Annotated in this window: 22 protein-coding genes; 8 read left to right on the top strand and 14 right to left on the bottom strand. The window is 73.9% G+C overall.

The annotated features are described in order from the left end of the window. Nucleotides 1–18 precede the first annotated feature (18 nt). Complete coding sequence (locus ABZ877_RS31145; RefSeq protein ID WP_361077920.1) at nucleotides 19–1,002, bottom strand: lytic polysaccharide monooxygenase; 984 nt, start codon at nucleotides 1,000–1,002, stop codon at nucleotides 19–21. A 272-nt stretch (nucleotides 1,003–1,274) separates the two neighbouring features. Beyond that, nucleotides 1,275–1,964 (bottom strand): response regulator, encoded by a 690-nt coding sequence (locus ABZ877_RS31140; RefSeq protein ID WP_361077917.1) that lies wholly within the window; start codon nucleotides 1,962–1,964, stop codon nucleotides 1,275–1,277. A gap of 146 nt (nucleotides 1,965–2,110) precedes the next feature. Between ABZ877_RS31140 and ABZ877_RS31135 the strand changes: the two genes are divergently transcribed. From ABZ877_RS31135 to ABZ877_RS31120, 4 genes are read left to right on the top strand one after another with little or no spacing between them, the layout of a single operon-like run. Beyond that, entirely contained in the window at nucleotides 2,111–3,094 is a 984-nt protein-coding gene (locus ABZ877_RS31135; protein ID WP_361077914.1) for a tripartite tricarboxylate transporter substrate-binding protein, read from the top strand. Beyond that, nucleotides 3,091–3,624: a tripartite tricarboxylate transporter TctB family protein gene (locus ABZ877_RS31130; protein ID WP_361077912.1), complete on the top strand. Its 534-nt coding sequence runs from the start codon at nucleotides 3,091–3,093 to the stop codon at nucleotides 3,622–3,624. Before ABZ877_RS31135 ends, ABZ877_RS31130 begins: the two co-directional genes overlap by 4 nt. A 4-nt stretch (nucleotides 3,625–3,628) precedes the next feature. After that, entirely contained in the window at nucleotides 3,629–5,137 is a 1,509-nt protein-coding gene (locus ABZ877_RS31125) for a tripartite tricarboxylate transporter permease (RefSeq protein WP_361077909.1), read from the top strand. Then, nucleotides 5,134–5,610, top strand: a complete 477-nt coding sequence (locus ABZ877_RS31120) for a GNAT family N-acetyltransferase (protein ID WP_361077905.1) — start codon at nucleotides 5,134–5,136, stop codon at nucleotides 5,608–5,610. Before ABZ877_RS31125 ends, ABZ877_RS31120 begins: the two co-directional genes overlap by 4 nt. A gap of 9 nt (nucleotides 5,611–5,619) precedes the next feature. On the opposite strand, the gene ABZ877_RS31115 is transcribed toward ABZ877_RS31120, so the two are convergent. Further along, complete coding sequence (locus tag ABZ877_RS31115; RefSeq protein WP_361077902.1) at nucleotides 5,620–5,757, bottom strand: hypothetical protein; 138 nt, start codon at nucleotides 5,755–5,757, stop codon at nucleotides 5,620–5,622. Nucleotides 5,758–5,865: 108 nt separating this feature from the next. On the opposite strand from ABZ877_RS31115, the gene ABZ877_RS31110 reads away from it, so the two are divergent. Continuing rightward, complete coding sequence (locus ABZ877_RS31110) at nucleotides 5,866–6,474, top strand: class I SAM-dependent methyltransferase (protein WP_361077899.1); 609 nt, start codon at nucleotides 5,866–5,868, stop codon at nucleotides 6,472–6,474. Nucleotides 6,475–6,481: 7 nt separating this feature from the next. Here ABZ877_RS31110 and ABZ877_RS31105 read toward each other — a convergent pair whose 3' ends face one another. Continuing rightward, the gene (locus tag ABZ877_RS31105) at nucleotides 6,482–6,991 is read right to left on the bottom strand and encodes a DUF402 domain-containing protein (RefSeq protein ID WP_361077896.1); all 510 of its coding nucleotides are present in this window, start codon (nucleotides 6,989–6,991) and stop codon (nucleotides 6,482–6,484) included. Between the two features lie 80 nt (nucleotides 6,992–7,071). On the opposite strand from ABZ877_RS31105, the gene ABZ877_RS31100 reads away from it, so the two are divergent. Beyond that, a complete protein-coding gene (locus ABZ877_RS31100; RefSeq protein ID WP_361077893.1) occupies nucleotides 7,072–7,437 on the top strand; it encodes a GntR family transcriptional regulator in 366 nt (121 codons plus the stop codon). A 13-nt stretch (nucleotides 7,438–7,450) separates the two neighbouring features. Here the strand turns inward: ABZ877_RS31100 and ABZ877_RS31095 are convergent, their stop codons facing one another. Next, nucleotides 7,451–8,548, bottom strand: a complete 1,098-nt coding sequence (locus tag ABZ877_RS31095; RefSeq protein WP_361077890.1) for a DUF5925 domain-containing protein — start codon at nucleotides 8,546–8,548, stop codon at nucleotides 7,451–7,453. Between the two features lie 85 nt (nucleotides 8,549–8,633). Between ABZ877_RS31095 and ABZ877_RS31090 the strand changes: the two genes are divergently transcribed. Then, nucleotides 8,634–10,028: a xylan 1,4-beta-xylosidase gene (locus tag ABZ877_RS31090; RefSeq protein ID WP_361077887.1), complete on the top strand. Its 1,395-nt coding sequence runs from the start codon at nucleotides 8,634–8,636 to the stop codon at nucleotides 10,026–10,028. A 7-nt stretch (nucleotides 10,029–10,035) separates the two neighbouring features. On the opposite strand, the gene pelG is transcribed toward ABZ877_RS31090, so the two are convergent. From pelG to ABZ877_RS31065, 5 genes are all read right to left on the bottom strand, one after another. Then, nucleotides 10,036–13,491, bottom strand: coding sequence for an exopolysaccharide Pel transporter PelG (pelG, locus tag ABZ877_RS31085; RefSeq protein WP_361078098.1), 3,456 nt, complete (start codon nucleotides 13,489–13,491; stop codon nucleotides 10,036–10,038). An 88-nt stretch (nucleotides 13,492–13,579) separates the two neighbouring features. Beyond that, on the bottom strand, nucleotides 13,580–14,392 hold the full coding sequence (locus ABZ877_RS31080) for a polysaccharide deacetylase family protein (protein ID WP_361077884.1): 813 nt from the start codon (nucleotides 14,390–14,392) through the stop codon (nucleotides 13,580–13,582). Then, nucleotides 14,389–15,345, bottom strand: a complete 957-nt coding sequence (locus ABZ877_RS31075) for a glycosyltransferase family 2 protein (RefSeq protein ID WP_361077881.1) — start codon at nucleotides 15,343–15,345, stop codon at nucleotides 14,389–14,391. The genes ABZ877_RS31080 and ABZ877_RS31075 overlap by 4 nt, the downstream gene beginning before the upstream one ends. Then, nucleotides 15,342–16,058: a glycosyltransferase family 2 protein gene (locus ABZ877_RS31070; protein ID WP_361078095.1), complete on the bottom strand. Its 717-nt coding sequence runs from the start codon at nucleotides 16,056–16,058 to the stop codon at nucleotides 15,342–15,344. Before ABZ877_RS31070 ends, ABZ877_RS31075 begins: the two co-directional genes overlap by 4 nt. 136 nt (nucleotides 16,059–16,194) lie before the next feature. Beyond that, nucleotides 16,195–16,566, bottom strand: coding sequence for a hypothetical protein (locus ABZ877_RS31065; RefSeq protein ID WP_361077878.1), 372 nt, complete (start codon nucleotides 16,564–16,566; stop codon nucleotides 16,195–16,197). Between the two features lie 207 nt (nucleotides 16,567–16,773). Between ABZ877_RS31065 and ABZ877_RS31060 the strand changes: the two genes are divergently transcribed. Further along, nucleotides 16,774–17,583, top strand: coding sequence for an SGNH/GDSL hydrolase family protein (locus ABZ877_RS31060; RefSeq protein ID WP_361077875.1), 810 nt, complete (start codon nucleotides 16,774–16,776; stop codon nucleotides 17,581–17,583). Between the two features lie 14 nt (nucleotides 17,584–17,597). On the opposite strand, the gene ABZ877_RS31055 is transcribed toward ABZ877_RS31060, so the two are convergent. From ABZ877_RS31055 to ABZ877_RS31040, 4 genes are all read right to left on the bottom strand, one after another. Then, nucleotides 17,598–19,250 (bottom strand): serine/threonine-protein kinase, encoded by a 1,653-nt coding sequence (locus ABZ877_RS31055; RefSeq protein ID WP_361077872.1) that lies wholly within the window; start codon nucleotides 19,248–19,250, stop codon nucleotides 17,598–17,600. Between the two features lie 52 nt (nucleotides 19,251–19,302). Next, nucleotides 19,303–20,811 carry a sulfite exporter TauE/SafE family protein gene (locus ABZ877_RS31050; protein WP_361077869.1) on the bottom strand — a complete coding sequence of 503 codons (1,509 nt, stop codon included), beginning with the start codon at nucleotides 20,809–20,811 and terminating at the stop codon, nucleotides 19,303–19,305. After that, the gene (locus tag ABZ877_RS31045) at nucleotides 20,808–22,118 is read right to left on the bottom strand and encodes a hypothetical protein (protein WP_361077866.1); all 1,311 of its coding nucleotides are present in this window, start codon (nucleotides 22,116–22,118) and stop codon (nucleotides 20,808–20,810) included. The genes ABZ877_RS31050 and ABZ877_RS31045 overlap by 4 nt, the downstream gene beginning before the upstream one ends. Nucleotides 22,119–22,209: 91 nt before the next feature. Beyond that, on the bottom strand, nucleotides 22,210–23,757 hold the full coding sequence (locus ABZ877_RS31040; protein WP_361077863.1) for a DUF4331 domain-containing protein: 1,548 nt from the start codon (nucleotides 23,755–23,757) through the stop codon (nucleotides 22,210–22,212). Nucleotides 23,758–23,973: the final 216 nt, after the last annotated feature.

The following is a 23,973-nucleotide window of genomic DNA, read 5'->3' as shown; positions in this document are numbered from 1 at the left end:
CCTTGGCTCAGGCGGGGCTCATCGCGTCGCCCGGCGGCGTGCCGAGAGGAACAGGGCCGTCGCGCCGAGTGCCAGTGCCGCGGCTCCGCCCACCGCGATGTAGGGGGTCGTGGAGTCGCCGCCGGTCTCCGCGAGGTTCTGGGTGTTGCCCTGGGCGGCGAGTTGCTGGGAGGGGTGGTCGTCCGCCGTCGTCGGGTGAGGGGACTCGTGGGGCTTGTCGGCTGCTTCGGGCGTCGCGGCCGTGTCCTTACCGCCGCTCATGTCCATGCCGCCGTGGTCGATCGTCGACTTGTCGGCGTCCGCCGTGATCTGCTCGTCCGTCGGGGCGGAGGGTGCCGGGGCGGCGGCCTCCGACGGCGCGGTGGCGCCGCCGTACGTCACGTCCGAGCAGGAGTAGAACGCCTCCGGGCTGTCCGAACGCTGCCAGATGCCGTAGATCAGGTGGCGGCCCGTGCGCTCGGGCAGCGTGCCCGAGAAGGTGTAGAAGCCGCCCTCGGCCGCCGGGTCCGTCTTCGTCGCCACCGGGTGCTCCAGGTCCAGGTCCGACCAGGTCAGCGGCTTCGACGCGTCGTAGCCCTGCTTCGTCATGTAGAGGTTGAACGTGCCCCGGTGCGGGGCGGTCACCTTGTACTTGAACGTGTACGAGCCCGCCGTAACCCGCGTCGCGGGCCAGTCGGCGCGGGCCAGGTCCAGGCCCTTGAACTCCTCGGAGTTCGCCGAGCAGAGCTTGCCGTCCGGGATGCGCTCCCGCGACTTGCCGCCGGCCGCGCCGTCCCGGATGCCGTTCCAGTCGTACAGGGCCTGCGTACCGCCCGCCGCGACCGCCGCCTTGCACGCCGCCGACGTGGGGTTCTCGGCGCCCTCCGCGTAGCAGGCGGCGACGCGGCTGACGGGGTCGCCGAGTGTGCCGTGCGCCCCCGCGGGGGTGGCGGAGGCGGTGATCAGGGCGAGGGGGGCGATGCCGGTGGCCGTGAGGGCGGCGAGTGTTCTGGGGGCGGGCATGGGGGCTCCTGGGCGTTTGTGAACGGGGGGTGTGGCAGTGAAGTTAGCCCGGGGAGTTGCTCGGATCCGCCCTTCTGGGGGGTCTGAGTTGATCTTTATGGTGCGCTTAAGGCGCGGCTCAGATTGCTCTCAGGAAGAGCCGCCTCGGCGCCGTAGGGGCGTGCTCTTTTGTCGGCGTGTGCCGCACCGTCGTGGTTGCTCGCGCAGTTCCCCGCGCCCCTGCGGGGCGCCGTGGGGCGGCCTTGTGGTTGCTCGCGCAGTTCCCCGCGCCCCTAGGCGGTCCATGTGTAGCGGCGTTCCGGTCTGCCTGTTCCGCCGTACTTCAGTGTTACCCGGGCCCTTCCCGTGTCCGCGAAGAATTCCAGGTATCTGCGCGCGCTCACCCGGGACAGGGAGCCCGCCTCCTGGGCGCATTCCGTTGCCGAGAGGCCCTCGGGGTGGGCGCGCAGGGTGCGTTCGACCAGGTCCGCCGTGTGTGCGGCCAGGCCCTTGGGCAACTCCCGGGAGCCTGGCGGGCGCGCGCCGAAGATCTGGTCGACGTCCTCCTGGCGGGCCTCGCTCAAGGTGTCCAGGCGGGCCCGTACCGATGCCACGTGCCGCAACTGCTCTTGCAGCGCCGCCTGGTTGAACGGCTTGATCAGATAGTGGAGCGCACCCGCGCGCAGCGCGGCCCGTACGATCTCCGCGTCCCGCGCCGCCGTGATGAACAGGGCGTCCACCGGCGCCCGCGCAGGATCGCGTTCCTCCGCGGCCCGCAGTTCGCGGAGCACGTCGATGCCGTCCATGTCCGGCAGGTACACATCGAGCAGCACCAGATCGGGGCGGACCGCCTCCGCCGCGCGCAGCGCCTCCGCGCCGCTGTGCGCCACCCCGGCCACCTCGAAGCCGGCCAGCGCGGACACGTACCGGCTGTGCAGCTTGGCGACCATGAAGTCGTCGTCCACGACCAGCACCTTCGTCACTGGCGCAGGGTAGGCGCGCGACCACAAGGACCACAACGTTCCTTGCTTGCGGAAGAGAGACAGTCCGTTAACGCGGCGGCAACATGTGGGCCACCTCACAACCCCCCGCACCCCCCGACCCCCGTACTCGACAGGTGGTGGCACCCGTGCGCCTGCGCACACCCCTCGCCCTGCTCGGGGCCGCGGCTCTCGTCCTGGTGGGGCCTCCGCTGCTCACCTCGGGCAGCGGCGCCGACACCGGCACGCAGATCCCCGGCCTGCGCCTCATGGTCCCCAACACGCCCGGCGGCGGCTACGACATCACGGCGCGCACCGCCGCCAAGAACGCCGAGGACGCCGGACTCACCCACAACATCGAGGTGTTCAACCTGCCCGGCGCGGGCGGCACCGTCGGCCTGACCCGCCTCGTCGGAGAGCACGGCAACGGCAAGCTCGCCATGTCCATGGGGCTCGGTGTCGTGGGAGCCGCGCGCTCGAACCACTCCCCGAAGACCCTCGCCGACACGACCCCCGTCGCCCGCCTCACCGAGGAGGCGGACGTCGTCGTGGTCGCCAAGAACTCCCCGTACAAGGACATCGGGCAGCTCGTCGAGGCGTGGAAGGCCGACCCCGGCAAGCTGCCGGTCGGGGGCGGGTCCTCGCCCGGCGGGCCCGACCATCTCGCGCCGATGCTGATGGCGCGGGCCGCCGGAATCCCGCCCAAGAAGGTCAATTACATCCCCTTCGACGGCGGCGGCGAACTCCTCGCCTCCATCCTCGGCAGCAAGGTCGCCTTCGGCGTCTCCGGCGTCGGGGAGTACCTCGACCAGATCAAGAGCGGGGAGCTGCGCCTCCTCGCCGTCACCGGGCCCGAACGCGTCCCCGGCCTCGACGGGCCGACCCTCAAGGAGTCCGGCTACGACGTCGAGTTCACCAACTGGCGCGGCATCGTCGCCCCGCCCGGCCTCTCCGACACCCAGCGCACCAAGCTCACCACCCTCGTCCGCAAGCTGCACGCCTCGGAGGAGTGGAAGCGGTCGCTGGAGAAGAACGGCTGGGACGACGCCTTCCTCGTCGGCGACGACTTCGGGGACTTCCTGACCGCCCAGGACAAGAACGTCGTCTCCGTACTGAAGGAGCTGGGGCTGTGACGACCTCCACCGAGACCCGCCCGCCGCGGGCGCCCGCGCGCTCCTGGCTGCGCGACCACTCCGAACTCGGCGTCTGCGTCCTGCTCCTCGCGCTCGGCGTCCTCGTCCTCACCGACGCGCTCACCATGGACGTGGACCTCACCCAGCGCGGGCCCGTCGGCCCGAGGACCGTCCCCCTCGTCGTCGGCGGCGGGCTGCTGCTCGTCGCCGTGCTGCTCGCCGTCGACGTCCTGCGCGGCGGGCGCGGCGAGGCCGAGGGCGGCGAGGACATCGACCTGTCCGAGCCCGCCGACTGGCGCACGGTGCTCCTGCTCGCCGGGGTGTTCCTCGCCTTCGCCGTCCTCATCGAACCGCTCGGCTTCCCCGTCGCGGGCGCCCTCCTCTTCTGGGGCGCGGCCTACGCCCTCGGCAGCCGCCACCTCCAGCGCGACCCGCTGATCGCCGCCGTCCTCTCCCTGCTCACCTACACCCTCTTCAACAACCTGCTCGGCGTCCCCCTGCCGGGCGGGCCCCTGATGGGAGCGCTGTGACGCCATGAACGCCCTCACCTCCCTCATGGACGGCTTCGGCACCGCCCTCACCCCGGTCAACCTCCTGTGGGCCGCCCTCGGCGTCCTCCTCGGCACCGCCATCGGCGTCCTGCCCGGCATCGGGCCCGCCATGGCCGTCGCCCTGCTCCTGCCGGTCACGTACGGGCTCGAACCCACCGGCGCGTTCATCATGTTCGCGGGCATCTACTACGGCGCGATGTTCGGCGGCTCGACCACCTCGATCCTGCTCAACACCCCTGGAGAGAGCGCCGCAGTCGTCGCCGCCATGGAGGGCAACCCGATGGCGAAGGCCGGGCGCGGCGCGCAGGCCCTCGCCGCGGCGGCCATCGGGCACTTCGCGGGCGGCATGATCGGCACGATCCTGCTCGTCGCGCTCGCCCCCAAGGTCGCCTCGCTCGCCGTCGACATCGGCGCCCCCGACTACTTCGCGATCATGGTCCTGGCGTTCATCGCGGTGACGTCGGTGCTCGGCTCCTCCCGCGTACGCGGCCTCGCATCCCTCCTCATCGGCCTGACCATCGGGCTCGTCGGACTCGACCAGATGACGGGGCAACAGCGGCTCACCTTCGGCTCCTTGCAGCTCGCCGACGGCGTGGACGTCGTCATCGTCGCGGTCGGCCTCTTCGCCATCGGCGAGGCGCTGTGGGTCGCCGCGCACCTGCGCCGCACCAGCGGCGAGGCCATCCCCGTCGGCCGCCCCTGGCTCGGCAAGGCCGACGTGCGGCGCACGTGGAAGTCCTGGCTGCGCGGCCCGCTCATCGGCTTCCCGTTCGGTGCGATCCCCGCCGGCGGCGCCGAGATCCCGACCTTCCTCTCCTACGTGACGGAGAAGCGCCTCTCCCGGCACAAGGACGAATGGGGCAAGGGCGCCATCGAGGGCGTCGCGGGCCCCGAGTCCGCGTCCTCCGCCTCGGCGGCAGGCACCCTCGTCTCCATGCTGACCCTCGGCCTGCCGACGACCGCCGTCGCCGCCGTCATGCTCGCCGCCTTCCAGCAGTACGGCATCCAGCCCGGACCGCTCCTCTTCGAACGCGAACCCGACCTCGTCTGGGGCCTCATCGCGTCCCTCTTCGTCGGCATGGTCCTGCTCCTCGCCCTCAACCTGCCCCTGGCCCCCGTCTGGGCGAAGCTCCTGCGCATCCCGCGCCCCTACCTCTACGCGGGCATCCTCTTCTTCGCGGCGGTCGGCGCGTACGCGGTCGGCGGCGAGCCGCTGGACCTCGTCATCCTGCTGGTCATCGGCCTGATCGGATTCGGCATGCGCCGCTACGGGCTGCCCGTCCTGCCCGCCGTCATCGGCGTCATCCTCGGACCCAACGCCGAACAACAACTGCGCCGCGCGCTCCAGATCAGCGACGGCAGCGTCCACGGGCTCGTCAACACGCCGTTCTCCGTGACCGTGTACGCCGTCGTCCTGCTCATCGTCGCGTGGCCCCTGGCGCGGAAGCTGGTGGCGCGGGGGAGGGGCGGTGACGTAGACAAGGCGGTATGACCAGTACGGAGACCGGCGCGGACCACACGGTCCGCCGTGCGACCGCCGCCGACGTGGCGGCCGTGAAAGCCGTGACCGACGCGGCGTACCACCCCTACATCGCCCGGATCGGCGTCGTGCCGCAGCCGATGGAGGCCGATCACGCCGCGAACATCGCGGCGGGCCTCGTGCATGTGACAGGGAACCCGGAGGTGACCGGCCTCGTCGTCCTCGAGGCGCGCCCCGACCACCTCTTCCTCGACAGCATCGCGGTCCATCCCGCCGCCCACGGGCGAGGGGTGGGCCGCGCCCTGCTCGCCTTCGTCGACGAGCACGCGCGCGGACTCGGACTGCCCGAAGTGCGGCTCTACACCAACGCGTTGATGTGGGAGAACCAGAAGATCTATCCGCGGTACGGGTACGAGGTCGTGGAGCGCCGCGTCGACGGACCCTACGACCGCGTCCACTACCGCAAGCGTCTCACCCGCATCTGAGCGGCCCGCCTACTCGTCCGGCCACCACGTCTTGCGCACGTCCTTGCGTACTTCGGGGCGCTCACGCACCGCTTCCGCCGCCTCTTCCCGCAACCGGCGCGTGACAGTGCCCGCTCCGGTCGGTTTGTGCATGGTCACTCGGCGCATGGTGCCTCCTGTACCTACACGAGTTCCAACATCGTGCCGTTGTAGACCTGTTCCCGGCTGGTTCCTCATCGAAGCGCATTTGTCAGTGGCGGTTGTCAGGATGTGGGGATGACGCACTCCCTGGGACCTGCCGGCTGGGACGCGGCGGCGGCCGGTTTCGACGACGAACCCGACCACGGTCTGCGCGACCCGGAGGTCCGCGACGCCTGGGCCCGGCGGATGGCCGACTGGCTGCCTGACCAGGCAGGAGACCTCCTCGACGCCGGCTGCGGCACCGGCTCCCTCTCGCTCCTCGCGGCCGAGCGCGGACACCGCGTGACGGGCGTCGACTTCGCCGCGAACATGCTGGATCTCGCCCGAAGAAAATTCGCGCCCCACGACGCTCGATTCCTCCTCGGGGACGCCGCGTCACCTCCTGTGCCGACCGGTGCGTACGACGTGGTGCTCGCCCGGCACGTGCTGTGGGCCCTGCCCGACCCGGCGGCGGCCCTGCGGACGTGGGTGTCCCTGCTGCGGCCGCGGGGACGGCTCGTGCTGATCGAGGGCGTGTGGGGCGAGCTGAGCCCCGTGGGCATCCCGGCGGACCGGCTGCTCGCGCTCGTACGGGAGTCGGCGGGCGGCGCCGACGTCCGGTACGAGGAGTTGTCGTCCGACGCGCTGTTGTGGGGCAAGGAGGTGCGGGACGAGCGGTACGCGGTTGTCGCCGTTCGTCACTGAGCGGTGCTCAGCGCAGCAGCGACTCGAAGTCGCCGTCGCGCGCCAGGCGTTCCAGTTCGTCCAGGGCGCGGGTCGCCGCGTCGGCGGCGGGCGGGTCCTGGCCGGCGAGGCCGCTGGCCGCGAACTCGTCCTCGTCCAGGCGGATCACCCGCGAGCCGTCGGCGGAGACCCACAGGTCCAGGTCGAGGTCGACGGAGACGATGTCGCCCGCGGCTCCGTCCCCCGCGTCCTCGCGGACCGCAGGGCGCGTGATGTCGCAGTACCAGCCCTTCAAGGTGCCGTCCCCCGCCCGAACCTCCTTGATCGCGTACCAGCGGTCGCGCCAGTAGTGCTCGGTGAAGACGTCGCCCGGCTCGAAGCGGACGAAGCCGAAGTCGCGGACGCCGTCGCCCGCCCAGTCGGCCCGCACGGTGATGTGCGTGCCGTCGTCGGAGAGGAGCCGCGCCGGGTAACCGATCTTCGTACGGCCCGCCTTGACGAGCCTCACCCGCACCACTTCAGAAGTCACCGCTCTCATGGGGCGCACGCTACGGGCCGCCCGCCCCGGCCGCCTCCCCTTTTCCGGCGGACGGGCGGACCCTGCGCGACAATCGTGCGGTGACCTTGAAGATCCGTATCGACGACAGCGCCGCGCCCTACGAGCAGGTGCGGGCCCAGATCAGCGAGCAGGCCAGGGCGGGCGCGCTCCCCGTCGGGTACAAGCTGCCCACGGTGCGCGGCCTCGCCGAGGAGCTGGGGCTCGCCGCCAACACGGTGGCGAAGGCGTACCGGGCCCTGGAGGCGGACGGGGTGATCGAGACGCGCGGGCGCAACGGCACGTTCGTCGCCGCCGCCGGTGACGCCGCCGCCAAGGAGGCATCGGCCGCCGCGCAGGCGTTCGCCGAACGCGTCCGGCGCCTCGGGCTCTCCGAGGAGGCGGCCCTCGCGGCGGCCCGGGACGCGGTGCGCGCCGCGTACGCGTGATCCGACGGCCGCGCTACAGGTACAGCCCTGCCTCCGCGTCCCCGCCGCGCTGTTCCGGTACCGAGGTCGGCGAGATGCCCCGGCGCAGCGCGTACAGCTCGGCGAGGGTCGCGCCGTCGCGGCCGATGCCTTCCTCGGTGCCGAGCCAGCCGGTCGCCTCGCGGCGGGTCAGCGGGCCGACCTCGATCCGGGCGAGGCAGCGGCCGGGCCGGACCACGGCCGGGTGCAGGCGCTCCAGGTCCTCGTTGGTGGTGACGCCCACCAGGACGTTGCGGCCCTGGCCGAGCAGCCCGTCCGTCAGGTTGAGCAGCCGCGACAGGGCCTGGCCCGCGGTGTGCTTGGCCTCGCCGCGGATCAGCTCGTCGCAGTCCTCAAGGAGCAGCAGCCGCCAGCGGCCCTTCGCGGTGCCGTCGTCCTCCCCGATCGCGATGTCCATGAGGTAGCCGACGTCGGAGAAGAGCCGCTCGGGGTCGAGCACGCAGTCGACCTGGCACCAGTCCCGCCAGGACCGGGCGAGGGTGCGCAGCGCCGACGTCTTGCCCGTCCCCGGCGGGCCGTGCAGGAGCAGGAGGCGGCCCGCGATGTCCTCGGGCCGGGTCTTCATGAGCTGGTCCATGGCCTCGGCGACCGGCTCGGTGTAGTTGCCGCGCACCTCTTCCCACGTACCGGCCGAGATCTGCCGGGTCGTGCGGTACGGGCCGCGCCGGGGCGAGACGTACCAGAACCCCATCGTCACGTTCTCCGGCTGGGGCTCCGGTTCGTCGGCGGCGCCGTCGGTGGCCCGCTTGAGGACGGTCTCGGCGAGTTCGGCGCTGGTCGCGGTGACGGTGACGTCCGCGCCCCGGTTCCAGCGGGAGACGAGCAGCGTCCAGCCGTCGCCGTCGGCGAGCGTGGCGCTGCGGTCGTCGTCGCGGGCGGAGCGCAGCACGCGGGCGTCGGGCGGCAGCAGGGTGGCGCCGGAGCGGACCCGGTCGATGTTGGTGGCTCGGGAGTGGGGCTGCTCGCCCGTGGCGAAGCGGCCCAGGAACAGCGCGTCGACGACGTCGGAGGGCGAGTCGCTGTCGTCGACGCCCAGCCGGACGGGCAGCGCGTCGAAAGGGTTCGCGGACATGCCCGCCATGATCCGTCACGAACGGCCGGTCCGCACGGAGATTTCCGGTGTGCGGCTTCGGTCCGGCTCACTACCCTCGGAGTCGATGGGACGTCGTGGGTGGGGTCCGGGGGCGTGGCGGTGGCGGCTCACCGCTCTGCTCGGCGTGGCGGTGGCGGCGCTGGCCGTCATCCTCGCTGTGCCCGGCACCCTCGCCGACCCCGGCGGCAAGGGGCACCGGACGCCGTCCGCGCCGCCACTGCCGGGGCGCCCCGGGGTCGGCTGGGGCCTCACCCACACCGAGCACTCGGCGGACGAGGGCGCACCCGCCGCCCGTGAGCGTGCCGAGAAGCTGCTCGGGTCCCGGCCGATGCCGCAGAACGAGGCGATCATGGGCTGGGGAGCGGGCAACCCCGAACCGGCGCCGGGCCGGTACGACTTCGCCGCGATGGACAGCCGCATGGAGCTGATCCGCAGGTCCGGCGGGACGCCGGTGATCACGCTGTGCTGCGCGCCCGACTGGATGAAGGGCGGGAGGCCGGGCGCGCGGAACACCGACTGGAGCCAGGAGAACCTGGAGAAGGCGCCCCTCCCCGCGCACTACCAGGACTTCGCGGACCTCGCGGCGGCGGTCGCCGGGCACTACCCCTCCGTACGCCACTTCCTCGTGTGGAACGAGTTCAAGGGGTTCTGGGACGAGCGGCGCGGACGCTGGGACTACGAGGGCTACACGAGGCTCTACAACCTGGTGTATCGGGCGCTGAAGAAAGTCGACAAGGACATTCAGGTCGGCGGCCCGTACCTGGGCATGGACAGCGTCGGCCCCGGACACGGGAACGGCGGGTCACCGGACGCGGCCGAGGGCGCGTGGGGGCGCCTCGACCAGCGGGTCGTCGACGCGTTCGACTACTGGAACGAGCACAAGGCGGGCGCCGACTTCGTCGTCGTCGACGGCACCAGCTACCCGCGCGGCGACGTACCCCTGCCCGACGCGTTCGCGGCCACCGACAAGTTCACCGACGTCAGCGCGTGGCTCAGGAGACGGACCGGCGGACTGCCGCTGTGGTGGGCCGAGTACTACGTGGAGCCCGCCGACGCCCGGGGCGCCCGCACGCGCTGGGGCGAACAGCACCGCGTCGCCGTCCAGGCCGCGGGGCTGATGGCGCTCGCGAAGGGCGGCGTCACCTCCGGCTTCTACTGGAACCCCGAGACGCGGACGGGGAGTTCGTGCGCGGGATGCCTGTGGCGGCCCACCGGCCGCGCCTCCGGCGGCGGCGCGCTCCCCATGTACGGGCTCGTGTCGCGGTTCCACGAGGAGTTCGGGCCGGGCACGAGGTTCCGCCGCGTGACCGTCGCCGGGGCCGACGCGTCGCACGTGCGCGTCCTCGCCGACGACCGGGCGGTCCTGGTGGTCAACACCCTGGACCGGCCGGTCGGCGCCGAGGTCGACGGGCGGCGGTTGGCGATGCGGGGGTACGAGGTGACGTGGCTGCGCCGGTGAGGCGCCGTCATGAGGGGCCCAGCGTGACGAAGCGCCGGACCAGCGCCACGGCGACCACCGCGAGCAGCGCCCACGCCCACCGGGACGTACGGTTCAGCCATCGCGGGCGCCGCATGCCCGGCGGGCGCGCCACCCGGACCACCTCGCGCACCGCGAGCAGCACGGTCAGTGCGACCGCCGCGAGGGCGCCGAGGACCGTCCACGGCGTCCAGGTGATGTGCGGCCCGGCCGGACCGGCGTCGGCGCGCTCGACCGGGCCGGACGGCCGCGCCCGTGACCGGTACAGGGTCACGTCCTCGTTGACGTACACCTTCTCCAACTCCTGCCGTGCGTCGAGGCGGCGCAGGAGCCGGCCGGCCCAGGACCGGGGGTAACCGGCGTCGAGCCGCAGGAACGCGACCTGGCTCTCGTTGACCATCAGGTACGCGGGCGGGCCCGCCCCCGTCACCGCCTTGACCAGCCCGTCGACCAGGACCGGGTCGGCCGGCGCGCGCACCGGCACGTAGTGGACCCGTTCCATGTCGCGGGCGCCCCACGGCAGCGACGGCGTCACGTCGGCGGCCGGGTCGCGGCTCAGCCACAGCAGCCGGACGGCCGGATCGTCGTGGGCGTAGACGTACTCCATCGCCGCGGCCTCGCCGGGCCTGACCCGTTCGAACGGCTCGTTGCCCCAGCGGGCCACCAGGAAGCCGCCCATGAGCAGCAGCCCGGCGAGGAGCGCGGCCAGCGGGGCGACGCTGACCCGGTCCCGGTCGCGTTCCCGCGCGGTCAGCCCGGCGCGGGGGAACAGGGCGAGACCGGCGAGGAGCGCGGCGCCGGGGAGGGCGAACAGGAAGACGCGGAGCGCCATCTCACCCCCGTACGACTGGAGGCCGAGACCGAGGAAGGGGACGAAGGCGAGGACGGGCAGGGAGCGTTCGCGGTACCGCCACGCGCGGCGGCGCCACCAGCCGCACAGGGCGCCGGTGAGGACGCCGCCCGCGAGGAGCACGCGCGCGTAGAGGACGAGGGCGTGCTGGGGGTCGCTGCCCCGGAGGCGGCCGGAGACCGACGAGGAGACGTTCCCGCCGATGCCGCCGACGCCGCCGAGAAGGTCGCCGAGATGCCCCGCCCAGTACGGTTCCGCGGCGAAGCCGAGCCAGCCGACGGCCATGACCCCGCACAGCAGCGGCAGACCCGGCAGTACGCAGCGGCCCGCCAGGACGAGGGCGGTCAGGACGCCCAGCATCATGAACGGGGTGAGCTGGTGCGCGGGGACGGTCGCCGCGAACACGGCGAGGAGCAGGACGAGGAGCGCGGCGCGCAGACGGGGGTCGGCCGGTTCGGCCTCGGTCTCGCCGGGCCGCCACGTGGCGCCCAGCGCGTGCGGCGGCCGGAACCAGCCGAGCAGGACCGCCACGAACACCAGGTACAGCAGGTACGTGAAGCCTTGCGGCGAGAAGTAGTCCTGGCCCACCCAGCCGCTCAGGACGAAGATCCACAGGCCGGTCCATCTGGCCCGCCAGTGCGCGCGCACCGAGCGCAGCAGCAGGGACATCGGCGCCAGGCACAGCAGGTGGAGGGCCAGTGGCCACCAGCGCAGGAGCGGTTCCGGATCGTCCACGCCGCAGGCCCGGGCGAGGAACGCGGCGGCGGCGAAGAACCCGGGCCAGCTCCAGCGGGCGTCCAGAGCGGGGGCGGTGGTGCCGGTGCGGTCGATGTGGTCCAGGAAGCCCCAGTGCCGCCAGGCTGTGGCGAACCGGGGCTCCGCCTCGACCACGGCGGGCAGCGCGTGCAGGGAGACGACGGTGGCGAGCAGGGTGAGCCACAGCAAGGGCTTGTGCGGGGATTCGAGCCAGAGCAGCGACGTGAAGACGAGGACGAGCAGCGCGGCGCCCGCCAGGGTGGCCGGGGGCAGGACGGAGACGAGCCCGAGCCCGCCCATCGCGTCGAGGTCCGCGTCGTCCATGCCGAGGACCGGGCCCCAGTACAGGGCGAGCGCGGCGAGGAGCAGCAGCGCGACGGCCGCCACGGTGGGGCGCGGAGCCGGTCGCGGCGGCTCCGCGTCCGGGACACCGGCCGCGTCGTAGAGCGGGTCCGGGGCGGCCTCGACGGTCGTGTACCGGCTCAGGTGGAGGCGGACCGCGAGCCGCAGCGCGGCCGAGCCGACGGCGTCGCGCAGCGCTTCCGCGACGGTCCGCGGGCGGGCGCGCAGCGTCGGCGCGTCGAGATCGGCGAGGTCGCCGTCGGGAGGCGCGTCCGCGACCGGCGCCGGGGGCGGCGCGGTGCGCACGACGCGCCACAGCCTCGGCGCCGCGACCGCCAGGACCACGGCGAGCGCGCAGACCTCGGCGACGCCCGCACCGGTCAGCCCCATCGGGGGCAGGAACAGCAGCGTCAGGCCGAGGACCAGGGCGCAGAGCAGCCCTTGCAGCCAGGCGAGCCCGGACGTCCTGCTCTGCGCCCGCAGCACCGCGAAGTAGATCTCCATGACGACGCGCAGGGCCGCGCCGACGGCGAGCAGGCGCAGCAGCGGGGTGGCCGCCTCCGCGTAGTCCCGCCCGAACACCCGCAGCACGTACGGCGCGAGGAGCAGCAGCGCGCCGCAGACCGGGAGCATGATGCGGGCCATGCGGCGCAGCGCGGCCCGGGTGTGCGCGGCGAGCCGCGCGGGGTCGTGCGAGCCCTCGACGGTCAGGGACGCGCCCATGTTGACGGCGAGCAGGTTGACCGTGGCGCCGACCGTGGCCGCGACGTAGAAGTAGGCGTTGTCGGCGGAGGAGACCCGCGAGGCGATGATCACCGGTACGAGGAAGACCACGGCCAGCGAGAACAGCGAGCCGGTGGAGTCGCCCGCCAGGAAGCGGCCCACCTCGCGCGCCGTCGGAGGCGCCCCCGCCCCGTCGCCGGTGGCCGCCACGTGCCGGGGCACGAGCCGTCGCAGGACCAGCCAGCCGAGCGGCAGCAGCGAGAAGGCGATGGCCGCCACCCATGACACGTAGACGCCCGTGGCGGGCAGAGCGACGGCGAACGCGACGAGCAGCGCCAGCTTCACCGCCGAGAACACGGCGTTGCCGACCGGCACCCACAGCGCGCTGCGCAACCCGGTGAGCACACCGTCCTGCAAGGTGAGCAGCGACCAGGCGACGACGGCGGCGACGAACCCGAGGCCGGGCAGCGGCCCGTGCAGGAAGCGGTACGAGGGCCCCCAGGCGTCCAGCGTCAGCAGGAAGACGACGGCCGCGAACGCCACGCCGCTCGCGCTCCACGCGTACGTACGCAGGACGAAGCGGCCGGTGGCGCGGCCCGCGACGGGCAGGAAGCGGGCCAGGGCGCCGGTCAGGGACACGGCGGTGAGCCCGGCGAGGAGCTTCATCGCGGCGATCGCGGCGGAGCCCCGGCCGACCGCGTCCGCCGTGTAGTAGTGCGCGGCGGCCAGCCAGAAGCCGACCCCGAGGACGCCGGAGACGACGGTGTTCAGCATCAGCGCGTAGGCGTTGCGGAACAGGCGGTCGTCCGGCGGCCCCGGACCGGGCGGGGTGGCGTGGGCGCCGCCGGTGGCCGTCACCGTGTCAGCCACGGGCCCGTACGGCTCTCCGGGCGCCACGGAGCACGGCGTACGCCTTGGTCAGCGCCCGGTCCCCGGCGAAGTGCGCACCGACCGCGCGGCCCTCGACCAGACGCTCGAACACCTCGGGCCCGGTGGACCGGCGCACGGTGAGACGCCGCAGGGCGTACGGGCCCTGACGGCGCCGGGCGAGACCGTTGCCGACGGCGAGGGCCTGCGCGAAGCCGGCGGCGCGGACGGCCTGCCGCACGCGCCGGTCGGAGTGCCCGTAGGGGTAGGCGAAGGAGACGGGCGGCGCGCCCAGCTCGTCCCCGATGACGTCCAGACAGCGCGCCAGCTCCAACCGGAGTTCTCCGGACGTGAGTTGATCGAGCGGCGGATGCGTGTGGCTGTGGCCGCCGATCTCCACGCCGTGCGCGGCCAGCTCCCGCACCTGCCCCCAGTCGAGCATGGTGTCGAGTCCGCCCCCGGTGTCGTACGGGCCGCGCAGCCAGCCCGTCGCCACGAACAGGGTGGCCGTGAATCCGTGGGCGGCGAGCACGGGCAGCGCGTGCCGGTGCACCCCCTCGTACCCGTCGTCGAAGGTGAGGAGAACGGGCCGCGCGGGGAGTCTTCCGCCGCGCCCGCGCCAGAGCGCGGCCAGCTCCGCGACGGTCAGCGGGGTGCGCCGGTGCGCGGCGAGGATCTCCATCTGCGTGGCGAACTGCCCCGGTGTGACCGACAACCGCCGGACCGCGCGGCCCGGCTCGTCCGTGACCGCGTGGTACATCAGCACCGGGACCGCCGCACGGTCTCCGTCCCGCGCGGGCGCCCTCATGGCGCCGCCCTCTCCCGTACGTAACCGGCCGTCGCCAGGGCCACCCCGGTCACGACGGCCCCGGCGCGGGCCGCGCCGTCCGGGCGGCCCCGCAGGACGTCCCGGGCCGCTCGCGCGAGCGCGGCCGGGAGCGTGCGCGTGACGTACGCGCGTTCGGAGCTGAGACCGCTGCCCGTGCCGACCCTCCGCGTGATCCGGGCCTTCGAGAGCCCTTCCGCGTAGGCGCGGGCGCGGAAGTAGGCGAACCGTTCGCGTTCGGGCGGGACGTGGTGGTGGATCACGGCCCGGTCCTCGATCAGCAGGACGGCGTCCGGTCGCGCGCGGGCGAGGCGGATGCAGAGTTCCGTCTCCTCGCCGCCGAGCGGGCGCGGGCCGCCGCCCCGGCCGATGCCGGTGGCGAAGCCGCCCGCCGCCGCCAGGGCGGTGCGCCGGTACGAGGCGTTGCCGCCCAGCACGTTGCGGACCCGCGCCGTGCCGTGCGGCAGCCCCCGGTAGGTGCAGCCCACGACCCAGTCGAACTCCTCCGGGAACCAGCCGGGCCGGCGCCCCGACGCCCAGACCGGCTCCGTGCGCCCGCCGACCGCCAGCACGCGCGGGTCGGCGTAGGCGGCGGCGAGATGGTGCAGCCAGTCGGGCTCCGCCACCGCGTCGTCGTCGAGGAACGCGACGATCTCCCCGGACGAGGCGGCGACGCCGGTGTTCCGCCCGGCGGACAGGCCGCGCGGCCCGGCGTTCGCGAGGACGCGGAGCCCGGTCGTCCCCTCGTACGCCCTGCTCAGCCGGTCGAGCAGCGCCGGACAGTGGTCGACGACGAGGAGGATCTCCAGCGCCGGATAGGACTGCGCCCGTACGGAGGCGACCGCCGCGAGGATGCCGGGCCAGCGGTCCTCGGTGTACGCGCAGACGACGACGGACGCCGTGGGCCGCCGCGATCCGTTCTGACAGGCGGTCAAGGCAACCGCCCGCGCGCCGCGTCGAGCCGTGCGGCGAACGGCCCGGTGCGGCGCGCACGCCGGTTCGGGCGCTCCCGCAGGATGACGTGCAGGGCCCGCAGCCCGTCCCGGACCGCGCGCAGCTTGCTCGCGCCGTGGATCCGCAGGTGCTCGTGGCTCGGGACCTCCCGCACCCGCAGCCCCGCCGTGACGACCCGGATGTTCATCAGGGTCTCCACCTCGAAGCCGGTGCAGTCGAGGTCGATCACGTCGAGGCAGCGGCGCCAGAACGCGTTGTAGCCGTAGCAGAGATCGGTGTAGCGCGCCCCGAACTTGGCGTTGACGGCCGCGCACAGCGCCCGGTTGCCGAGCCTGCGGACCGTCGTCATGTCGTCGGTCGCGCCGCCCGGAGTGAACCGCGAACCCTTGGCGAAGTCGGCGCCGCCGAGGAGCGCGGCGACGTAGGAGCCGATCTCGCGGCCGTCGGCGGAGCCGTCCGCGTCGACCGTCACGACGATGTCGCCGGAGCACGCCCGGAAGCCGCTGATCAGCGCGTCCCCCTTGCCCTTCCCCCGCTGCGGCACGACGACCACCCCGGGCCGCAGCGCGCGGGCGACCTCGGCGGTGCCGTCGGTGGAGGCGCCGTCCACGAGGACGACCTCATGGATCCAGTCGGGCAGGGTGGCGAAGACGTGCGGGAGGTTCTCCGCCTCGTTCAGGGCGGGCACGACCACGCTGACGCGTGGCGCGGCGTGCCGTACGGGCGTGCGGGCGGGCGCGGGACCGGCCGGGAGCGCCGGGCGCGCGGCGGATCTGCTCACAGGTCCGGTCCCTCTCGTCCGGTGGACGTGCGGAATCGACTGCCGTTCTCTACGGATGCTGCCGCGACCGGAGCGCGTACCGGCCTATGAGGGCGAGGGCGCTCAGCGCCCCCACGACGATCACCCCGCCCTCGACCGACCAGTGCCGGGTGGCGAGCATGCCCGTGGCCACCAGCATGACCACGGTGACCGCGCCGGTGACGGAGAGGACGCCCCGCGCCCACGGGTCGAGGCCGCGCAGCGCGACGGCGAACACGGTGCCGGGCGGGGCCAGCAGACAGCAGAGCGCGAGCGGTCCGCGCAGCGGCGTGCGGACGTCCGCGAGGACGAGGACCAGGCCCGCGCCCCCGGCCACGGTGGCGGCGCCCGCGAGCAGACGGGGCACGTCGCTCGACGGGCGCTTGATCCGAATGGTCTGCATTGGCGACTTTGCCCCCCGAAGCGCCGGATGCCGGACTTCAATGTGGCGCAGGGTCGTAGAGGCGTCAAGTCGCCAGGTGAGGGTATGTCAGTTCCGTGACATGAACCTGTAATTGAACGCTGGGCGAATGTCCGTCGGAGGTACTTCCCGGTAACTGTGGCGCGTGGTACCACAGTTGTCAGCAGAGATCCTGCTAAAGGAGGTTCCATGAGACGTTTCCGACTTGCGGCATACGTGACCTCGTTCCTCTTCGCCGCCACGGCCGCCCTCACCGGCGCGGGCGCGGCCCACGCCTCCGACACGGCGGCGGCCACCGGCTACGTGGCCCTCGGCGACTCGTACTCCTCCGGGGTCGGGTCCGGCAGCTACGACAGCGCCAGCGGCGACTGCAAGCGCTCCACCAAGTCCTATCCGGCGCTGTGGGCCGCCGCCCACGCGCCCTCCAGCTTCAACTTCACCGCGTGTTCGGGCGCCAAGACGGCAGACGTCCTCTCCGGCCAGCTCGGCCCGCTCTCCTCCGGCACCGGCCTCGTCTCGATCAGCGTCGGCGGCAACGACGCCGGGTTCGCCGACGTCATGACGACCTGCGTCCTCAACTCCGAGTCCACCTGCATCAACCGCATCAACCAGGCGCGCGCCTACGTCACCTCGACCCTGCCCGGCGACCTCGACAAGGTGTACTCGGCGATCAGCGCCAAGGCACCCGCCGCCCACGTCGTCGTCCTCGGCTACCCCCGCTTCTACAAGCTCGGCGGCTCCTGCATCGCCGGCCTCTCCGACACCAAGCGGTCGGCCATCAACTCCGCCGCCGACCTGCTCAACAGCACCATCGCCAAGCGCGTCGCCGACCACGGCTTCACCTACGGCGACGTGGCCGCCAAGTTCAGCGGACACGAGATCTGCTCGGGCAGCCCGTGGCTGCACAGCGTCAACTGGACCAACATCGGCGAGTCCTACCACCCGACGGCCGCCGGACAGTCGGGCGGCTACCTGCCCGTGCTGACGTCGGCGGCGTAGGCGTCAGGCAGGCCCTAGTAGCTCGGTGAAGGTGAAGAGGTGGCGGTCCCGCTCGTGCTCGACGACGTGGGCGGGGTCGACGACGGCGTGGGGGGCGTCGACGACGTCGACGGCCTCGGCGGCGGCGTCGACGAGGTGGACGGGGCCGCCGCCTCGCACGTGACCGCGTACGCCACATAGTTGGAGGTCGCCGTACGCGGGGCGCGCACCTCGACGCCGATCCGGTTGCGCAGCGTCCCGCCCGCCTCGTACGCCGTCTGCGTGGTGCCGACCGTACGGCTGCGCGCACCGCCCGCGCCGAAACTCAGGGTCTTCCACCCCGGATCCGACGCGTTCCCGCTCCTGGTGACCCAGCGGTACTCCACCTGAGCCGGGGTGCGCCCCACCGTGATCCTCGCCGCGAACGCGGGCGCCCGGGACGCGGACGGCGGGCACGCCCCCGAGAAGCTGCCCCGGATCGCGCTCACGCTGACCCGGACGGACTGGGCCGGGGCGGAACTGCTCCCGCCGCCGCCCGCACCGCTCGCCCCGCTCGTACCGGGTTCGCCGCTGCCCCCGGAGGCGGCGGAGCCGTCGTTCTTACCGCCGTCGTCCCGGTTGAGCAGCGCGTACGTCAGACCGCCGATGGCGAGGAGCAGGACGACGATCCCGGCCGTCAGGGCGAGCGAGGCACGCCGCGCGGAGCGCCGGCCCCCGTCGTCCGTCACCGTGGTCGTGGCCGTGGTCGACGGATCGCCGGACGGGAGCGGCACCGGCACCGGCAGGGGAGGGGTCGACGAGGGCGGCTGCTGCCGCGTGGTCACCGTCGGCATCCCCGCCATCGGCGACGCCGCTCCCGGATACCCGTACGGGTTCCCGCCCGCGCCGATGACCCGAAGGTCCCGCTCCGCGTCCGCCGCCGCCGTCCGCTCGGCCGGGTCCTTGCGCAGCAGGCCCTCGATGACCGGGGCGAGCGCGCCCGCCCGGCGCGGCGGCGGCAGCTCCTCGTCGACCACCGCGCGCAGCGTGCTCAGCGGTGTGTCCTGCCGGAACGGCGAGTACCCCTCGACCGCCGCGTACAGCAGCACCCCGAGCGACCACAGGTCGGACTCCGGGCCCGGCGCGCGGCCCAACGCCCGCTCCGGCGCCAGGAATTCGGGGGAGCCGATGATCTCGCCGGTCATCGTCAGCGCCGAGGTGCCCTCGACCATGGCGATCCCGAAGTCGGTGAGCACGACCCGGCCGTCGTTCGACAGGAGGACGTTGCCCGGCTTCACGTCGCGGTGCAGGACCCCCACGTCGTGCGCGGCCCGCAACGCGGCCAGGACCTCGGCGCCGATGTGCGCCGCGCGGGCCGGCTCCATCGGACCCTCGGCGTCGAGCTGCTCGGCCAGGGAGACGCCGCGCACCAGCTCCATCACGATCCAGGGCCGGTGGTCCTCGGTCGCCACGTCGTACAGCGTCACCACATTGCGGTGCGAGACCCGGGCCGCGGCCCACGCCTCCCGCTCCAGACGGGCGTACATCCGCTCGACGTCGGTCGTCGGCAGCCCGGCCGGGGCCCGGACCTCCTTGACCGCCACCTCACGGCCGAGGACCTCGTCCCGGGCCCGCCACACCGTGCCCATGCCGCCTTCGCCGAGCGGGTCGACCAGCCGGTACCGCCCCGCGACCACACGCTCACTCAACGGGTGCCCCCATTCGCGGATCTGCGGCAAGACAAGCCTGAACAAAAGTAGCTCAACCGAGCGCGGTTGCGGCCCCCTTGACGACCAATCCACAGCCGAGCGCGAGCACCACGCAGGCCGATCCCAGCGGCACCAGGCGCCGCGCCGCGCGCCGCCCCCGCGCCCCGCTCCCCGCGATCCGCCGCGCCGCGAACGCCCCCGCCCGTACGACGACGAACCCGGCGGCGGTCAGGGTGACGGCGAGCCCCGCCCCGTACGCGAGCACGAGCAGCACCCCGAACCACGCCTGCCCGAGCGCGGCGGCGCCCACCAGGACGACGACGGCGGACGGACTCGGCACGAGCCCCCCGGCGAACCCGAGGAAGAGTGCGCCACGGAGACCAGGACCAGGGGGATCGTGCGGATGGGGATGGGGATGGGGATGCGGGTGCGGGTGGTCGTGTCCGTGCGGGTGGGCCCTGTTCCGCCACGCCTTGCGTACGAGCGTCACCCCCGCGGCCGTGACGAGGACGCCGCTGGCCACCCCGAGCCAGGCCACGACCGAGGGGGCCGCCGCCGAGCCGCCGATCACGAGGGCGCCGAGCGCGACGACGCCGAGGGTGTGCGTGACGGTGACGGAGGCGGCGAGCGGCAGCACGTCACGCAGCCGGGCCCGGCCCCGGGCCGCCGCGGTCGCCGCCATCAGGGTCTTGCCGTGGCCCGGGGCCAGCGCGTGCAGGGCACCCAGCACCAGGGAGGTGGCCAGGGCGAGCGCGGCGAACCCCGGGGTGAGGTCGTGGCGGGCGACGAGCCCGGTCAGCGCGCTGGTCCACCGGTCGGCGCCGCGCGGCAGCACGCCCGACGCCCCGGGCCCGCGCGGTTCCTCTTCGCGCAGGGCGGGCCCGCCCGGGGTGACGCGCAGATCGGCGGTCGTGGCGTCGGGCGGCGACTTGAGGAGGTCTCCGGGGTACCGGGTGAGGACGTGCGAGAGGGACGTACGCGGGACGTCGCTGCGCGCGAGGGTCGTCCGGTCGCCCTGGGCGGTGATCTCGTGCCAGCCGGGCCCTTGCCGCCCGGGCGCGCGGAAGTGGACGGTGGCCGCCCGCTCGCGGGGCAGCGGCGCGGTCGCCCGGCACTCGACGCGCAGGGTCCGCAGCCCGGCCTGCCCGGGCCGGTAGGCGGCGCGGCTGGAGCGCAGGCCGACGGCGACCCGCGCCCCGTCGACCGTGACCGCCGTACCGCGCACGGCCTTCGCGCACCGCTCCCGCGCCCAGCCCCCGAGCCCGGCCCGCTGGACCGCGCCCCGCGCCTGCGTCGCCGGGATCTCGGCGAGATCCTCGACGTGCGTGAGGCGCAGCCGCTCGGGCGCGGTGACGAGACCGTCGTAGGTATTGGTGGTGAAGTTCCCGAGGGGGTGCGCGTGCACCCGGGGCGCCGGGGCCAGGAGGAGGGCGAGGACGAGAAGAAGGCCGGCCCCCGCCCGGCGCAGGAGAGGAGCGCCCCGCGATGCGCCGTGACCGATGGCGTCTCCGGTGGCCGCCCCGCGGACGCGTCCCGGACCGCCCGGCCCGGGGCGCGTCATGACCGGCCCCTCAGCAGCGCCCGCGCCGCTCGCGCCCCGAGCGGGGAGAACTCCGGGTTCAGGCGCAGCGCCCGGGTCAGCCATTGCTCGCGTTCCGCGCCGCGTGCGACGGCTCCCCGGTGGTAGGCGAAGGTGGCGTCGCGGTAGCCGGTGCGGGTGGCGAAGCGGGCGTAGGGCAGGGCCTCGGAGTCGCGGCCGTTGACGTGCAGGGCCCAGGCCAGGGCGTCCGCCGTGTGGAGCGTGTGGCGGCGGGACCACTCGGCGCGGGCCGCCCGCAGTGCGGCGCGGCGGTCGCCGTGGTCGGCGGCGGCCAGGGCCGTGTCGAGGTCGACGTCGACCCCGTTGGCGCGGGCCAGCCGGATCCAGGCCGAGACCAGGCCGTACTGCTCGCGGGCCGCCGCCTTGTCACCCCGCGCCTCGTACAGTTCGCCGAGCGCGACGAGCGGGCCGGGCAGCGGGTAGCGGGCCACGACGTTCCGCAGGTCCCGGACGGCGCCCGCCCTGTCGCCCCGGCCGGCCCGCGCCCGGGCCCGGCACTCCAGCGCGGCCACGTACCCCGGATCGGCGCGGAGCGCCCGCCCGCAGTGGCGCAGGGCGGCCGAGAAGTCGCCTTGTCGATACGCGAGTTGGCCGAGGGAGGTGGCCGTGTAGGACACGTCGCCCGGTGCCGTCGCCCCGGCGAGCGCCTGCTCCAGGGGGCGCCGCGCCCCCGCCACGTCCCCGCGCAGCTCACGCACGTACGAGAAGCGCGTGAAGACGGGCACCCCGGGGCGGCGCGCGTCCGCCTCGTCCGCGGCGCGGGACGCCGCCCCGTAGCGGCCCAGCTCGACGAGCGCGTCGATCCGGGTGGACAGGGCGCGCTCGCTGTACGGGTTCACGGCGAGCGCGCGGCGGGCGTCGCGCAGCGCGCCCGTGAAGTCGTGACGGGCGGCGGCGAGCGCGGCACGGCCGGCGAGCGCGTCGTCGTTGCCGTCGGGCCGCAGCTTCAGGGAGCGGGCCAGGGCCCGGTCCGCCTCCGCGTAGCGCGACGGATCGCCCCGGGTGCGGGCCTGCTCCACATAGGCCGTGCCGAGATCGGCCCAGCCCCCGTCGTCCTTCGGCTGGGCCCGCAGGTGCGCCTGCAAGGCCCGTACGCCCGCGTCGAGCCCGCCGGTGCCGAGCCCCTCGAGCGGCGCGGCGGGCGCGACGGCGGCGGGCGCGGGGCCCTGACCGCCGCCGCTGCCGCCAACGGCGATCGCGCCCCCCGTGAGCGCGAGCGCCAGCGCGCACGCGGCGACAGCGGTACGTCCTGAGAAGCGGGGAGTCATGGAACGTCCTTCTCTCTCGAACTCGAACCGGGAACGGAAGGGGAGGCGCGGCCCGGGGGGGGCTCGCACGGGCCGCGCCGTTCAGGAGGGGTCACGCGGCGTCGCCGCGCCGCCCCCGGGTCCGCCACCACGCGAGGCCGAGCCCGATGAGCAGGGCGCCCGCCGCACCGGCCGCGGCCGACGCGATCAGCACGGTGTCGGTGTCGCCGGACGAACCGGTCGAGGCGCCCGTGTTCGCCGCGCCGCCGTTCAGCGCGCTGCGGGTCTGGTCCTCGCCGTCCGCCTTCTTCGCCGTCGGGCCGCGCGAACCGGCCGTGGGCAGCGCCACGTACGGGAAGGTGGCGCCGAACGCCTGGTCGTTGGCGTTCACCGCGTCGCCCAGGTCGTTCTTGTTGCCGAGCAACTCGCCCGCGACGGCCTGGAGTTCGATGTCGACGACGTCGTCGGTGAGCCGCCGCCCGTTCGGGAACCCGGCGTTGTCCCCGTCGAGGACGCCGAGCCGCTTGGGCGAGTCCGTCGGCTTGACGGACGTGTTCAGGCGCAGCATCTCGGCGGGCCGCACGTTCGGCGGCTGCGTCAGCCCCTTCACACCGGTCAGGAAGACCGACACGAGGTCGTCGCGCGGCTCCGCCGGGGCCTTGAGACCGTAGATCTTCTGCAGGAGCTTCGGCAGCTCCGGCTTGGTGACGTACGGCAGGAAGTCCGCGTCGTTCCACGGGTGCGAGGCGTTGAACCTGTCCTTGTCCTTCCGGGGGACGACGACCTCGTTGACCAGCGGCGAACCGAGCCGCGACACCTGCGTCCAGCCGCCCTTGGCGTTCTTGCGCTGCGTCGTCGACCAGACGCCGATGACCGGCTGCTTCTCCGACTGCCGCAGCTCGGCCGTCGGCACCTGGAGCGCGATCGTGTTCACGTTGTACCCGGCGAGCGTGTCCCGGCCGACCTCGGACAGGTCACCGCCGTACAGCAGGTCGAAGACGCGCAGATCCAGGAAGAACGGGTCGTCGGCCTGCCCCGCGAACGCCGTGCCGCCGCCCTCCACCTTGCGGACCGCCTGGTCGCGCAGCGTCTTGTAGTTCGGCATCGACGCCTTGCCGACGTTCGACGGCGCGACCGGCACGTCGTTCGCGATCTTCGACGTGGAGACGACCTTCTGGTCCTTCAGCTTGAGCAGGTCGATGTCGTAGGTCTGCGTGACGTTGAGGTCCGGGTCGTCGAGGCCGGTGACCGGGCCCGTGTTGTAGAGGAACGTGTTGCCGTTCTTGGTCTGCGTGTCGAACGTCCAGCGGTAGAGCAGATCGCCCTGCCCGTCGCCGTCGCTGTCGATGTGGATGTCGTGCTGGGACTTCTCCGCGAACGGGTAGAAGTTCGGCCCGCCCGCCGGCTCCTCGAACGGCAGCCAGTTCGCGACGAGCGTCGTCGTGTCCGGCTTGTCGGGGCTGACGAACGCGTACACGTCCGTGTTGTCGTGCTGCGGGTCCGCCGAGATCAGCGGAGCCTCCCGGTGGCTGGAGGCGTGCGCCTGTCCCGGCCGGAGCGCGGTCGCACCGGCGGCGGCGAGCCCCCCTGCGGCCAGCGCGCCCGCGACGAGCGCGGCCACCGGGCGAACCCCCCGGCGTCCCCTGGCAGTTGCTGTCATCGCGACCCCTCTCGGGTCTCTCTCGCCGCCCGCACGGCGCGAGCGTCATGACGGCCATTCGGGACGGGGCGCTTCGCGGATTGGTATGGATCGATCGGGGCCGGCATCCAGCCGTCCCCCCCAGGGGCGCGGGGAACTGCGCGCTCAGCCACAGACAAGCCGCGGACGCGTCTGCTCGTGACATGAGCAGACGCGTCTGCGGCTTTCGTCGTGGCT

Source organism: Streptomyces sp. NPDC046939 (genome assembly GCF_040644575.1).
GTDB lineage: Bacteria > Actinomycetota > Actinomycetes > Streptomycetales > Streptomycetaceae > Streptomyces.
The sequence above is the reverse complement of the archived record's forward strand: the minus strand, read 5'-3'. Positions and strand labels throughout refer to the sequence as shown.

Coding starts and splice junctions, on each gene's coding strand:
- ABZ877_RS31145 (WP_361077920.1), bottom strand. CDS start 1,002: ATGCCCGCCCCCAGAACACTCGCCGCCCTCACGGCCACCGGCATCGCC.
- pelG (WP_361078098.1), bottom strand. CDS start 13,491: ATGCTGAACACCGTCGTCTCCGGCGTCCTCGGGGTCGGCTTCTGGCTG.
- ABZ877_RS31040 (WP_361077863.1), bottom strand. CDS start 23,757: ATGACAGCAACTGCCAGGGGACGCCGGGGGGTTCGCCCGGTGGCCGCG.
- ABZ877_RS31105 (WP_361077896.1), bottom strand. CDS start 6,991: ATGAGAGCGGTGACTTCTGAAGTGGTGCGGGTGAGGCTCGTCAAGGCG.
- ABZ877_RS31120 (WP_361077905.1), top strand. CDS start 5,134: ATGACCAGTACGGAGACCGGCGCGGACCACACGGTCCGCCGTGCGACC.
- ABZ877_RS31060 (WP_361077875.1), top strand. CDS start 16,774: ATGAGACGTTTCCGACTTGCGGCATACGTGACCTCGTTCCTCTTCGCC.
- ABZ877_RS31115 (WP_361077902.1), bottom strand. CDS start 5,757: ATGCGCCGAGTGACCATGCACAAACCGACCGGAGCGGGCACTGTCACG.
- ABZ877_RS31125 (WP_361077909.1), top strand. CDS start 3,629: ATGAACGCCCTCACCTCCCTCATGGACGGCTTCGGCACCGCCCTCACC.
- ABZ877_RS31110 (WP_361077899.1), top strand. CDS start 5,866: ATGACGCACTCCCTGGGACCTGCCGGCTGGGACGCGGCGGCGGCCGGT.
- ABZ877_RS31090 (WP_361077887.1), top strand. CDS start 8,634: ATGGGACGTCGTGGGTGGGGTCCGGGGGCGTGGCGGTGGCGGCTCACC.
- ABZ877_RS31080 (WP_361077884.1), bottom strand. CDS start 14,392: ATGAGGGCGCCCGCGCGGGACGGAGACCGTGCGGCGGTCCCGGTGCTG.
- ABZ877_RS31065 (WP_361077878.1), bottom strand. CDS start 16,566: ATGCAGACCATTCGGATCAAGCGCCCGTCGAGCGACGTGCCCCGTCTG.
- ABZ877_RS31050 (WP_361077869.1), bottom strand. CDS start 20,811: ATGACGCGCCCCGGGCCGGGCGGTCCGGGACGCGTCCGCGGGGCGGCC.
- ABZ877_RS31095 (WP_361077890.1), bottom strand. CDS start 8,548: ATGTCCGCGAACCCTTTCGACGCGCTGCCCGTCCGGCTGGGCGTCGAC.
- ABZ877_RS31045 (WP_361077866.1), bottom strand. CDS start 22,118: ATGACTCCCCGCTTCTCAGGACGTACCGCTGTCGCCGCGTGCGCGCTG.